Annotated in this window: 13 protein-coding genes; 7 read left to right on the forward strand and 6 right to left on the reverse strand. The window is 69.3% G+C overall.

Translation table 11 applies throughout. The features are described 5' to 3' along the window. On the forward strand, positions 1-224 hold a 224-nt coding region (locus ACFE7K_RS13820), incomplete at its 5' end, for a hypothetical protein (protein WP_375398781.1). 51 nt (positions 225-275) lie between these two features. Then, positions 276-2,015, forward strand: a complete 1,740-nt coding sequence (locus ACFE7K_RS13825; RefSeq protein WP_375398782.1) for a TniQ family protein — start codon at positions 276-278, stop codon at positions 2,013-2,015. Between the two features lie 367 nt (positions 2,016-2,382). Here the strand turns inward: ACFE7K_RS13825 and ACFE7K_RS13830 are convergent, their stop codons facing one another. Then, the gene (locus tag ACFE7K_RS13830) at positions 2,383-3,360 is read right to left on the reverse strand and encodes an NAD(P)H-dependent glycerol-3-phosphate dehydrogenase (protein ID WP_375398783.1); all 978 of its coding nucleotides are present in this window, start codon (positions 3,358-3,360) and stop codon (positions 2,383-2,385) included. A 10-nt stretch (positions 3,361-3,370) separates the two neighbouring features. Further along, a complete protein-coding gene (tsaD, locus tag ACFE7K_RS13835; RefSeq protein ID WP_375398784.1) occupies positions 3,371-4,402 on the reverse strand; it encodes a tRNA (adenosine(37)-N6)-threonylcarbamoyltransferase complex transferase subunit TsaD in 1,032 nt (343 codons plus the stop codon). Positions 4,403-4,500: 98 nt separating this feature from the next. On the opposite strand from tsaD, the gene hemC reads away from it, so the two are divergent. From hemC to ACFE7K_RS13850, 3 genes are read left to right on the forward strand one after another with little or no spacing between them, the layout of a single operon-like run. Then, complete coding sequence (hemC, locus tag ACFE7K_RS13840) at positions 4,501-5,406, forward strand: hydroxymethylbilane synthase (protein WP_375398785.1); 906 nt, start codon at positions 4,501-4,503, stop codon at positions 5,404-5,406. Then, the gene (locus ACFE7K_RS13845) at positions 5,403-6,086 is read left to right on the forward strand and encodes a uroporphyrinogen-III synthase (RefSeq protein ID WP_375398786.1); all 684 of its coding nucleotides are present in this window, start codon (positions 5,403-5,405) and stop codon (positions 6,084-6,086) included. The genes hemC and ACFE7K_RS13845 overlap by 4 nt, the downstream gene beginning before the upstream one ends. A 31-nt stretch (positions 6,087-6,117) precedes the next feature. After that, positions 6,118-6,984: a hypothetical protein gene (locus tag ACFE7K_RS13850; RefSeq protein ID WP_375398787.1), complete on the forward strand. Its 867-nt coding sequence runs from the start codon at positions 6,118-6,120 to the stop codon at positions 6,982-6,984. Between the two features lie 5 nt (positions 6,985-6,989). On the opposite strand, the gene ACFE7K_RS13855 is transcribed toward ACFE7K_RS13850, so the two are convergent. From ACFE7K_RS13855 to ACFE7K_RS13865, 3 genes are read right to left on the reverse strand one after another with little or no spacing between them, the layout of a single operon-like run. After that, positions 6,990-7,805, reverse strand: coding sequence for a DUF72 domain-containing protein (locus tag ACFE7K_RS13855; RefSeq protein WP_375398788.1), 816 nt, complete (start codon positions 7,803-7,805; stop codon positions 6,990-6,992). An 11-nt stretch (positions 7,806-7,816) separates the two neighbouring features. Further along, positions 7,817-9,418: an alkaline phosphatase D family protein gene (locus tag ACFE7K_RS13860; RefSeq protein WP_375398789.1), complete on the reverse strand. Its 1,602-nt coding sequence runs from the start codon at positions 9,416-9,418 to the stop codon at positions 7,817-7,819. A gap of 23 nt (positions 9,419-9,441) precedes the next feature. Next, complete coding sequence (locus ACFE7K_RS13865) at positions 9,442-10,242, reverse strand: phosphatase PAP2 family protein (protein WP_375398790.1); 801 nt, start codon at positions 10,240-10,242, stop codon at positions 9,442-9,444. A 133-nt stretch (positions 10,243-10,375) separates the two neighbouring features. On the opposite strand from ACFE7K_RS13865, the gene ACFE7K_RS13870 reads away from it, so the two are divergent. Then, positions 10,376-10,636, forward strand: a complete 261-nt coding sequence (locus ACFE7K_RS13870) for a hypothetical protein (protein ID WP_375398791.1) — start codon at positions 10,376-10,378, stop codon at positions 10,634-10,636. 22 nt (positions 10,637-10,658) lie between these two features. On the opposite strand, the gene ACFE7K_RS13875 is transcribed toward ACFE7K_RS13870, so the two are convergent. Beyond that, positions 10,659-12,113 carry a glycosyltransferase gene (locus tag ACFE7K_RS13875; protein WP_375398792.1) on the reverse strand — a complete coding sequence of 485 codons (1,455 nt, stop codon included), beginning with the start codon at positions 12,111-12,113 and terminating at the stop codon, positions 10,659-10,661. A 105-nt stretch (positions 12,114-12,218) separates the two neighbouring features. Here ACFE7K_RS13875 and ACFE7K_RS13880 point away from each other — a divergent pair, with 105 nt between their 5' ends. Further along, entirely contained in the window at positions 12,219-12,791 is a 573-nt protein-coding gene (locus ACFE7K_RS13880) for a cytochrome b (protein WP_375398793.1), read from the forward strand. Positions 12,792-12,799 lie beyond the last annotated feature (8 nt).

Below are 12,799 nucleotides of genomic sequence, written 5' to 3' on the forward strand. Positions count from 1 at the left end.
CGAACAACGGCGAGAGCGTCAACGTATTCGTCGAGCGCGGCATGGAGGCGACGGGGCACGCCGGCGAGGGCGTCGTCGTGATCGCCGACGACGACGATCTCGACTGGCCCAAGCAGGTGCTCGCCAGCGCGCAGGGGTTCGCGGCGCAAGCCGGACAGGGTGAAGGCCATCTGGACCGCGCAGATCGCGGCGGCGGCGAAGGCGAAGGCCGACGCCGAGGCTGAGCGCCGGGGGCGTCGCAGGATCGGCCAACGGTCTGTGGCGTCGGCCTGAAGGTGGACGGACGCTTCCCCCTCACGCTGCGTGGTCGGGAGTGCGAGCCGTGCCACGCGGCCGGTGCACGCCTCGGATCGCGGTGGGGAACGTCGGACGCCCTTCGCCTTGCACGGAATCTCGGTCATCCGCTGCCCGACTTGGTGAAGGGGGTCGGCGTCCGCCCGTTCGCGGACAAGTCCGGGCTGGATGCCGACAAGGTGGAGGCCGACTCACCGGTGGTCGAGGCCGCGGCTCGCACGGTCCGCCTGCGCGGCCAGGTGCTTCGACTGGGCGACTGGTCGGTGCGCTCGCGGCGGCGCTGTCCGCTCTGCGTCGACGAGGACCGGTCGGAGGCGCGGGCGATGGGGATCGAGCCGGGATGGTGGGCAACGAGCCGGTCGTGGTGGGATGTCCGGTCGATCGACGTCTGCGCTCGCCACGGTGTGCAGATGACCGATCGCTGTGAAGCGTGCGGCGTGGTCCAAAGTTGGCGACATGGATTGCTCCGCTGCGGTTGCGGAGCGGAGCATGGGCCGCAGGTAGCGACGGACGGTGATCCGGCGGTGGCGTCATACATCCTGTCGCGCCTGTCATACGGCGCTGCCGAACCCGTTCCCGCGCTCGATGGAATGGAGCTGGTCGACGCCATCAGGACGATGGAGCTTCTCGGCGCGGCGCGGCTCGACCGGCGGCCCGTGAAGCCGCGGCGGTCGGAGGAGGACCTGCCGGGGGATCGTTCGCACGGACTTCTGCTGGCTGCGGCATGGCCGACGGGCTTCCGGGAACTTCTCGACAGGCTCGTCGCCACGCGGCCCGCCAGCGCCGCGGATGGCCTCCTGTCGGCATACGGCTGGCTGTATTCGGAGATCTGCGTGGGCGACGCTCCGCATGCGACGGCCGAACTGGTCGCCCCGGTCCTGCGCGGGCATGCAGTCGCCAACGGGATCATCGCGCGTGACGAGGAACGACTAGGCGCCGCCGTGCCACCGACCATAAGCGCCACGGCGGCGGCCCGGCGCATCGGCAGATCCTACGCGACCACGCGCCGTCTGCTCGAGGCGAGCGAGTCCATTCCCGAGGGTTCCCGTCGCGGGGTGCCCTTCGCGCTGGACGCGGCCTCGGTGGACGGTCTGCTCGGACGGGCGGTCTCGACGCCGCCGCGGGCGACGTTGGGGGTGGGGCGCGGCCAGGCGCGTCGCCTCGTAAACGACCCGATCATCCTCAAAGCATTGCCTCGGGGAGCAACGGACGTCGCCGACGTGCTTCTTGCTGAAGTTCTCGAGCGCACCGTGCCGCTCCCCGGACCCGACCTCGTTCCGCTTCCAGTCGCGTGTCGCAACATGTCCGTGTCGCTGAACGGGGCCTGTCGGGAGGTGCTTGAGGGAACGCTGAGGATATCGAGGTGCGGAACGGTCGCCGACGGGCTTTGCGCCGTGTCCGTCAGCCAGGCCGATCTCGCCGCCTTGCGCCAGGCGACGTATACGGTCTGCCCACAGGAGATTGCTAGACTGCACGGCATCCATCCCGAAGCGGCACGCAGCCTCGTGCGCATGGAGGCGTTCGGCGTCCGGGATCGTGACGGCCGGGTGTGCTCGACGTCGGTTTCGACCTTCTTCCGCGACCACGTCACCGCCGCCGTATACGCCCGCGCGCGGCACACCCCGAACCATCGATCAGCCCCGCAGACGCGGCCGTCAGGACGGGGCTTACCAAGGTCACGCTATCCAAGCTGCGCGCGGCCGGGCACCTCCTATTCGTGAGGCGCGCGGTGCGGAACGGCCAGATCGCGTATGGCCCTGCGCTGGCATCGCTTGCCGATCTCGAGCGCGACTTAATCTCAATTGGCGCCTTGGAGAGAACGACTGGCACGGCCAGAAGCCTGCTGCTGCCGGCACTGGCCGACGCGGGTGTGCATTCGGTCGTGTCAGGATCGAAGGATGCGCAGCCTGTTTTTCGGCGCGTCGAGGCGCTGGTTGCGTTGGCGGCAGCCCAATTGAGTCCAAGCGCGGTTGAAGGTAAGTCTAAATGCGTCCAAGAACCTAATAATTGCGGCCAGGATGGGCAGTTTCATGCAGCTTAATTGGGTCCATTAAGACCTGGGTCCATTCCGGATCAGCGGTGCGGGGGTTAATCCCGCTCTTCCTTCAGCGGCCTGGCCAGCAGCGCGCCGATGACGTCATTGACCGGAGTTCCGTCCAGCAGCGCGCATACCGCCGCGCATACCGGCATGTCGATCCCGGCTTCCTCGGCCGCCTGGCGCAGCACGGGTGCGGTGAACGCGCCTTCCGCCACCGTCCGCCGATCAGCGAGCAGGGCCGCGGCCGGGCGGCCCTTGCCCAGGCCGACCCCCAGCGAGAAATTGCGCGAGCTGGTCGACGAGCAGGTCAGCACCAGGTCGCCCAGCCCCGACAGGCCCGCCAGCGTTTCCGCGCGTGCGCCGCGCGCCAGGCCGAACCGGACCATTTCGGCAAAACCGCGCGCGATCAAGGCGGCGCGCGCATTCTGTCCGAGCCCCGCCCCCTCGACCACGCCGCAGCCGATCGCGAGCACGTTCTTGACCGCGCCGCCGATCTCCGCGCCGGTGACGTCGTCCGAGGCATAGGGCCGGAACGCCGGCGATGCGATCCGTTCGGCCAGCGCGGCGCCCAGCGCGGGGTCCGCACAGGCCAGCGTTACCGCGGTCGGCTGGCCGGCGGCGACCTCATGGGCAAAGGTCGGGCCCGACAGCACCGCGATGGGTGCCGCGGGCTGAACCGCGCGCGCCACCTCGCCGACCAGCATCCGCGTCCCCGCCTCGATCCCCTTGGCGCACAATACCAACGGCGTCGCGCCGAAATCACGCGCGCCCAGGATCGCGCGGACATGCTGTGCCGGCGCCACGACCAGAATGGCGTCACAGCCGGCGAGCGCGTCGATATCCCCCGTCGCGACCACCGACGGCGACAGCGGCACGCCCGGCAGGAACAGCGCGTTGACATGGGTCGCGTTGATCGATTCAACGACCTCCGGCTCGCGTGCCCAGAGTGTCGCCGGCTCGCGGTCCCGCACGGCTACCTGTGCCAGCGCGGTGCCCCACGCGCCGCCGCCGATGACGCCGATCCTCATGCCACGGCGCTCACGCCTTCACGCCCGCGCCGCGCACCGCCTCGGCCGAGGGATCCAGCGGCCAGCGCGGACGCGCGGCGACGTCGAGCGGGTCGGTCAGCCCGGCGGCGAAGCGCTCGACCCCGGCCCAGCCGATCATCGCCGCATTGTCGGTACACAGCCACACAGGCGGCGCGACAAACCGCATCGCCTGCGCCGCTGCCAGCCGCTCGAACGCCAGCCGTACCGCGCGATTGGCGGCAACCCCGCCGGCCAGCACCAAGGCGGCGGGCGGGTCGATCCGGCGCAGTGCGCGATCGGTGCGGTCGACCAGGCAATCGATGGCGGCCGCCTGGAAGCTGGCGGCAATGTCCCCGACCGTCCATCTCCCGCTATCATGCGCGCGCACCACCGCGCTCTTCAGCCCGGCAAACGAGAAATGCGGCTCGTCGGAGCCCAACAGGGGACGCGGCAAGGGCACGCGCATCGCATCGCCGGCCGCTGCGGCGCGCTCGACCGCCGGGCCGCCGGGAAAGCCCAGCCCCAGGATCTTGGCGGTCTTGTCGAACGCCTCGCCCACGGCATCGTCGATCGTCGTCGCCAGCCGCCGGTATCGCCCAACGCCGGCGACCAATAGCAATTGGCAATGGCCGCCCGATACGAGCAGCAGCAGATAGGGGAAACCGAGATCGGGATCCACCAGCCGCGGGCTCAATGCATGGCCCTCCAGGTGATTGACCGCGATCAGCGGTTTGCCCGCGGCATGGGCCAGCGCCTTGCCGGTGACCAGCCCGACCATCACCCCGCCGATCAGCCCGGGGCCCGCGGTCGCGGCGATCGCATCGACCTGGGCAAGCGTCATCCCCGCCTCGTCGAGCGTCGCCGCGACCAGGGGACCGAGCATCTCGACATGCGCCCGCGCGGCGATCTCGGGGACGACGCCGCCATAGGGACGGTGCGCCGCCTCCTGTCCGGCGAGCCGATGCGCAAATATGCGGCGATCGTCGCTCACTATAGCGGCGGCGGTTTCGTCGCACGACGATTCGAGGCCCAGGATCAGCACGCATCCCCGTAACCGTTCGCCCCGCGCTTGTCGAAGGGCGGTACTTTCTTCTAACCGGCAAGCGGGGCTGAGTTCGATGGCCGGCCCGACGGAGAGGAATGATCCCGACGCTCAAAATCGGCACCCGCGGGTCGCCGCTGGCGCTGGTCCAGGCAGGCATGGTGCGCGACGCTTTGGCGGCCGCGCACGGCATCGCTTGCGAGATCGTCGTCGTGCGCACCACCGGCGACCGCATCCAGGACCGTTTGCTCGCCGAGATCGGCGGCAAGGCGCTGTGGACCAAGGAACTCGATCGCGCCCTGCTCGATGGCGCCATCGACCTGGCGGTGCATTCGATGAAGGATGTCGAGACGCTGCGCCCGGGCGGGATCGTCATCGCGGCCATGCTGGAGCGCGCCGACGTCCGCGACCGGCTGGTCGGCGCGCCCAGCCTGGCGGCGATCCGCCGCGGTGGCACGGTCGGGACCAGCAGCCCCCGCCGCCGTGCGCAGGTGCTGCGTGCCAGGCCCGATCTGTCGGTGGTGCTGTTCCGCGGCAATGTCGATGCCAGGCTGGCGCGGCTGGCGGCGGGCGAAGCCGATGCGACGTTGCTCGCCGCGGCGGGGCTCGAACGGCTCGGCCGCGACGCCGTCGGAACGACGATCGCAGTCGGCGAGCTGCTGCCCGCGCCGGCGCAGGGCGCGATCGGGATCGAGGTGCGCCGCAGCGACACAGCGACGCGCCAGCTGGTCGCCGCCATCGACCATCCCGCGACCAGCCGTGCGGTCGAGTGCGAGCGCGCGCTGCTCGCGGCGCTGGGCGCGACCTGCCGCTCGCCGGTCGCCGCGCTGGCGACGATCGGCGACAATGGCGTGACGCTGGCCGCCGAACTCTATTCGGAGGACGGCGTCGGCCACATCGCCGCGGACGCGACCGGCAGCGATGGCGAGGCGCTCGCCCGCGACCTGGCGCGCGCGCTGCTGGTGCGCGCGCCGGCGACAATACGCGCGGCGTTTGCGGGATGAGGCGCGCGTTGGCGGTGCTGCGTCCCGAGCCCGGCAATGCGGCGACCGCCGCCCGGATCGAGGCGATCGGGCTGAGCGTCGTCCGGCTGCCGCTGTTCGCCGCGCGCCCGCTGGATTGGGTGCCGCCGGCGCCGCTCGATTTCGATGCGATCGTGCTGACCAGCGCCAATGCGGTACGGCTGGCGGGGCCCACGCTGGCCCGATACCAGGCGTTGCCCGCGTTCGCGGTCGGCGCCGCCACCGCCCGCGCCGCGCGTGCGGCCGGGCTGGCCGTGGCGTTGACCGGCACGGCCGACGCCGCCGCGCTCGCCGCCGCCATGGAGAGCAGGGGGGTGAAAAACGCGTTGTGGCTGACGGGACGCGACCATGGCGACATGATGGCGGGCATGGTCGCGGCCACCATCCCGGTCTATGCGATGGTGCCTGTCCAGCTGACGTGCGATGCGCTGGAGCGCCTCCTGGGCACGGTGGCGCTGGTCCATTCGCCCCGCGCCGGGCAGTGGCTGTCCGCACTGGCCGGCCGGTGCGGCATCGATCGCACGGCGGTCAGGATTGCCGCGATCAGTCCCGCCGTGGCCGCCGCCACGGGCGACTTCTGGCATGCCGTGGCCGTCGCGCCGACGCCGGACGACAGGGCGCTGGTCGAACTCGCCGCGCACCTGGCAAGGCTGCCCGATTGACCAGGCGACGGACGAGGCGGATAAGGCGGCGATGAGCGAAACCGCGCCGACCGATCCGACGCGCGCCGCGCGGGCGATCCCGCTGCGAAACGCGGTGGCGATCGCGATCACCGCCTTGTTGATCGGTGCGGCGATTGCCGCCGGGCTGACCCGGCGGTCCGGACCCGCGCCCGCGCCGTCACCGACGGTCGCCGCAATCGGCGCCGTGCCCCAGCCCCGAGCCCCTGCGACACGCGCGGCGGCGCCCACGCCGGACGCGGCATCGCTCGATGCCCGCGAGCAGCTGCTGGCGGCGCAACTGGCCGGGCTGGAGGCGCGGACCAGCGCTGTCGCGGTCCAGGCCGACGCCGCCGGCGGCAATGCCGCCCGCGCCGAGGGGCTGCTGATCGCGTTTGCCGCGCGCCGGGCGATCGATCGCGGCCTGGGCCTCGGTTATCTCGAGCAACAGCTCCGCGCGCGTTTCGGCGCGAGCCAGCCTGGGGCGGTCGATACGATCATCCAGACCGCACGCGATCCGGTGACGGTCGAGGACCTGCGCCTCAGCCTCGACACGATCGGCCCCCAGCTTGCCTTCGGCCCCGGCGATGATGGCTGGCTCGGCGCCTTCTGGCGCAGGCTGGGCGGCATGGTGGTGATCCGGCGCCAGGGCGCGCCATCGCCGGATGCCGGCGAACGGCTCGACCGGATCCGCCGTTTCCTCGATCAGCGTCAGGTCGAAGCGGCGGCGGCCGAGGCGGCGCGGCTGCCCGGGGCAGCGCGCGCACCGCGCTGGATGGCGGCGGCGCGGCGCTTCGTCGACGCCCATCGCGCGCTGGACACGATCGAGGCGACCGCGCTGACCGGCGGCGTCGCCGGTCCGGAGATGCTGCCCAGCTCGTCCGCGCCCGCGGCGAATTGACTGCCTTATAATCGATCGAGCAACGCGCGTGCCGCCGCCGGCGCGCGCACCTTGGCGCCATTGATCATGAACACGAACACGTCGCGCGGCTTGCGTGGCGGCGGAGCGGCGGCACAGGGCAGGCCGGCCGGGCTCGCGCCTGCCGCCCATTCGTGCGCGACGGTCGCCCAATGGTCCAGGGCAGCGGGAGCATAGCCCGCCGGCTCCTCCTCGATCGCCGATTCAAGCCGCGCATAGACGACGTCGCCCGTCACATCGGCAATCGCCGGATAGTCGGCCGATTGGGCATAGACCAGACTCACCCCGGCGGCGCGGCACAAGGCGATGAATTCGGGCACGTGAAAGCTGCCGTGCCGGACCTGCACCGCATGGCGGAGCGCAACCCCGTCCTGCCGGGCCGGCAGCAGTTTCAGGAAGGCGGCAAAATCGTCGGCATCGAACTTCTTGGTGGGCATGAACTGCCACAGGATCGGCCCGAGCTTGTCGCCCAGCTCGACCAGGCCCTGGCCACAGAAGCGCGCGATCGACTCGCCGCCCTCGCCCAATACCTTGCGATTGGTGCAGAACCGCGACGCCTTGACCGTGAAGACGAAGGCGTCCGGCACGACCTTGGCCCACCCGGCGAAGGTCGCCGGCTTGAACGTCGAATAATATGTTCCGTTGACCTCGATCGCCGTCAGCTGGCGGCTGGCATATTCCAGCTCGCGCTTGTGCGGCCATTTGTCGGGGAAGAACGTGCCGCGCCACGGTTCATAGGTCCAGCCGCCGATCCCGACGCGGATCGCGCCCCCGGTCGGTGGTGGACCATGGCCGATCGCCATCACGCCGCCCCTTACGTCACCAGCGCCACGCGGCCATGTTCGACCGTCAGCGTCGCGGCGGTCGTCACCGGCACGTCCGGGACCGACACGCGATCGACGGTACGGAACGACGTCGTCCAGCGGTCCGCGGTCACGTCGCAGATCAAATAGCCGCGATGATCGTTGGAATAAGCGAGGAAGGGATTGTTCGCCCGGATGCGCTCTGCCCCCTTGCGCAGGACCGCGCCGTCCCCCCCCGACGAGATCGACGTCCCCACGAATTCGACGGCCACGGCCTCGCCCTTGCCGTTGTCGCTACGCAGCTCGCCGGCGAAATTCTGGTGTTCGTCGCCGGTCAGCACCACCGCGTTGCCGAGACCGCGGAGCGATTTCAGGAACCGTTCGCGCGGCGCATTATACCCTCCCCAGCTGTCCATGTTGCGCACCGGACCCGGTTCATCATTGCCCGTGCGGCGGTCCAGCGGCATCACCATCACCTGCTGGGCGATGGCATTCCATCGCGCCGATCGATCGCGCAGATTGCGGCTCAGCCAGGCTTCCTGGGTACTGCCCATGACCTGCGCCTTGGAATCGTCCCAACCCGCGCAATAGGGCTTGAACCCGTCGCCGCACGGCTGGTCGGTGCGGAACTGCCGGGTGTCGAGGAGGTGGAGGTCGACCAGATTGCCGATCGCCGCCCGACGATAGATGTGCATGCCGTCGGGGCCGGGGAACGAGACACGGCGGAACGGCATGTGCTCGTAATAGGCCTGGAAGGCGGCGGCGCGGCGCAGCGCGAATATCTCCGGCGGCGTATCGTTCTGGTCGATCTCTCCGACCCAGTTGTTCTCGACCTCGTGATCGTCGAACGTCGCGAACCAGGCGGCCGAGGCATGCGCCGCCTGCAGATCGGGATCGAGCTTGTACTGCGCATAGCGCCGGCGATAGTCGAACAGGTCCATCAGCAGCTGGCCGTCATGCGCGCGGACGAAGGCGCGGGGCTTGCCGTCATACCCCATCGGCACCGGGGCGCTGCGCCCCTCATAGATATAGTCGCCGTAATGAAAGACGAAATCGACATCCTCCTCGGCAAGATGGCGGTACGCGGTATAGAGCCCGTCCTCGTAATTCTGGCATCCCGCCACGCCGAACCGCGATCGCTCGACCGCCGAGCCGATGGCGGGGAGCGTTCGGGCGCGGCCGGCGATCGATCGTTCGCGCCCGACATGGAACCGATACCAATAGGGGCGCCCGGGCTGGAGGCCCGTCACTTCGACATGCACCGAATGCGCGAGTTCGGGCCGGGCGAGCGCCGAGCCCTTGGCGGCGATCGTGCGAAAGCCGTCATCCGCCGCAACCTCCCAATCGACGGCGACGGTCGCGATCGGCATCCCGCCATGATCGTCGAGCGGATCGGGGGCAAGCCGGGTCCAGATCACGAAGCCGTCCGGCAGGGGATCGCCCGCGGCGACGCCCAGCCGAAAGGGGTAGGCGGTAAACAGCTGCTGCGCACGGATGATCGACGGCGCCCCGATCAACGCGACGCCCCCGGCCAGGGCGGAAAGGACGATCCGTCGATCGATCGATGCGCCCTGCCGGTGGGGGGCAGAAAGCGGTTCGTACGGCTTTGGCATGACAGCGTGTTTCCTGGCAGGAATTAAGGGGAGCGGGCAAGCACCGGCATGACAGGTTCGGCGATCAGCGCCTCTTCGGCGGCGCACCCGGCGGGCTTTGCGGCGGTCGGATCGGATCGTAACGCGGCCAGCTCGCTTCGCGCCGCTTCGAGATCGGTCCGGAACATCGGCCTGGTCCGGACAATCGCCAGTGTCGCGCTGGCCGACGCCATCCCCGCCTCCACCGCGCTTTCGTTGTGCGCGCCGCAGACGAACCGGCTTTCGCCATAGGCACGCCCGCGATGCAGGATCTGCTGCGCCCGATCCGGCGCCAGGTCGGTCAACAGCAACGCCCAGGTCCAGCCCCATGTCGTGTGGCCCGACGGATAATCGTAACTGTCGGTGAGCTCCGAGGTCGGCTGGCAGACGGCACCCTGATCGATCAGATAGGGGCGGGACCGTTTGTAGAATTTCTTGGCGAGATTGGTCTGGGCGCCGGTGTCGATCCCCGCGCGCGCGATCACCCGTAACACCCCGGGCGCGTTTTGCGGGGTCAGCGATACGCCGACGGCGCAGCTGAAGTCCCGCATCATCGCCGATGGCGAATAGTCGACATCGCTCGTCGCCAGCGCGCCGCGCGGCGTCTTCAGCAGCGCGCGGGTCGCGATGAAGATCCGCCGATCCGCCTCGTACCTCGGATCGCCCTCGCGCGGCGCGGGCTCGAGCACCGTCGAGACGTCGAACGCGCCGGGGGCCAGATAGCCCGCATATTGCCGGTCCGCGGGCAAGGCCGAGGTCGACAGGCTCGCCAGAAGTACCGCACAGATCAGGACGTTACGCCGCACGTCATCCTCCTCGCCGAGTACCTTACCGCAACCTACCTTCCCTTGCGCGCAGATTATGACCTTTCCGCGACGATCGTCCGTTGCCCGATGTATTGATACAGTATATCACAAGTCGATCTATCGGGAGAATGTCATGCGCAACCTACGTCTCTTGGCCGCGGCGATCATCGTGTCGGGCATTCCGCTGACGGCGGGGGCGATGACGCGAGACGATGTCCGTGGGGGAGCAGGCGCCCGGGTCTCGGTCGCCGATCCGGACGAGAAGCTGGAGCGCATGGCGGCAGCGAGCACGCCGAGCGACAGCGATCGCGGAAAGCCGAAGAAGAGTGCGCGCAACGTGCTGAAGGCCGATCCGTACCTTCGGAACGCGTTCGCCTGGCTCGACAACAAATAGAGGCCGGTCGGGGTCGGCGCCTTTACTCGCTGCGTTTGACCTCGGCGATTGCGGTGCGATTCTGCCGGGCCCAGGTCTCGCGGCCGGTAAGGAAAGCCTTCCATCCCAGGATCGCGCCCCAATGGCGGAACAGCTGGAAGCTGAACGGCTCGATCAGCGCGGCGGCCATTGCCGGTCCCCAGCCAGGCCCCCTGCGCTGCCCGGTCCAGCGCGCATAAAGCCGCAGCGACCATAAGTGGAATGTCAGGTCGATCGCGACCTTTGCCACCATGATCGCCAGGATCGGCACGACGATGCGGAACCGGCCGGTCGCCAGGACGACGATCAGGATCGCGAACGCCGCCAGCCCGAAAACCGGCTGCATCGTGTCGGCCGCCTTGACCGGCAGCATTTCCAGCCCGAGCTTCCCGTATCGCATATTGCCGACCATGTCGCGATTCCAGTGCTGCGTCTGAAGGAACCCCCCGAACCAGCGGCGACGCTGGCGCAGGAACGACGGCAACGTCGCCGGCGCGTCGGTCGCTGCGATCGCATTGCCCACCACGCGCACCCGCCAGTTCTGGCCGGTATCCGCGGCGTGGCGGTACAGCCGGTGGATCAACTCGTAATCCTCGACCATGCAATCGGGATCGAACCCGCCGACCTCGACCACCGCGCGGCGACGAAACGCCGCGAACGCGCCCGAGATCAGGAGCAGGCTGTTTTCCTCCATCCAGGCATAACGCGACAGGAAGTTGCGGACATATTCATAGGTCTGGAACCATTGGAACACGCGGCCCTGCAGGCTGGGGCCGCAGATCGGTCGGATCACGCCCGTCGCTGCGACCAGTTCGGGCTCGGCGGCAAAGGCGGCGCGCATGGCCGCGATCGCGCCCGGATCGAGCAACGTATCGGCATCGACGGTGATCACCACGTCCTGGGTCACATGCAGGATCGCGGCATTGAGCGCGCGCGCCTTGCCGCCATGCGCCAGCCGCAGCCAGCGCAGTGCCGGCAGGCCCGGCGCGGGATCGCTCATGTCGCCGAGCATGGGCGGGACCAGGCCATAGCGCGCGAGCGCCCCCGGCGTGGCGTCGTCCGATCCATCATCGGCGATCAGGATCAGGTCTGGCGCCTCGTCCTGCGCCGCCAGCCGATCGATCGTGACGTCGATCACCGCCGCCTCATTGCGCGCAGCGACGATCACCGCGAGTGTCGGTCGCACACCGGCGACCATCGGCAGAGCGGCCTGATCCAGCCGGCGTACCTTGATCGCGGTGAATATCAGGAGCGCGGTGTCATAGAGGATGTACGTCACCCCGATCGACCAGACCAGCACGCCCTGGCGCAGGAACGCCTGGACCACCAGCAGGACAAATGCCGCGACCACCGCCGCACGGATCGCACGGCTGGGCCAGCCGGCACGGCGCGGATTGAGCCGGGGCGAAGCCCGTGCGAAAGTCTGGGCGAGCGCCGCCGCCGGGATAAGCTGGAGCATCGACATCCAAATAAGCGAGCGAGTCGCAATAAGGCCACGCATGCCCCTAGCTATCGTTCCCTGGCGGTTCTAGCCTGAACGCCGGCTTACGGCAGGAGCAAAAGCGTGGAGACACGATATACCAGGGTTGCGATCTGGCTGCATTGGCTGGTCGCGATCGGCGTCGTGGCCAATGTCGCGCTGGCCTGGCTGTGGCCGCTGGGCGATGCCCATCCCGCCATCGGCGAGTATGTCCGGCCGATGATCGACACCCACAAGTCGATCGGCATCACCGTGCTGGGGCTCGCGATCCTGCGGCTGTTATGGCGCGTCGGCCACCGGCCGCCGCCGTTCCCGACCAGCTACAGGTCATGGGAAGGGGCAGCGGCGCACATCGTTCACTGGGGGCTGTACTTCGTGATCTTTGCCATGCCGGTCAGCGGCTGGGTGATGGATTCGGCGTACAAGGACGCAGCCCTGCACCCCAATCACTATTTCGGTACGTTCGAATGGCCGCGGCTGGGGTTTATCATGGACCTGCCCGCCGACACCAGGCAGATGATCCACGATCGCGCCGGCGCGGCGCACAGCCTGATCGCGTACCTGGTCTATCTGCTGGTGTTCCTCCACGTCGCCGGCGCGCTGAAGCACCAGCTGGAGGGACACAAGGAGTTGCAGCGGATGGGGCTGGGGAAGTAGCGGACGTC

This window comes from uncultured Sphingomonas sp. (assembly GCF_964244265.1).
Taxonomy (GTDB): Bacteria; Pseudomonadota; Alphaproteobacteria; order Sphingomonadales; family Sphingomonadaceae; genus Sphingomonas.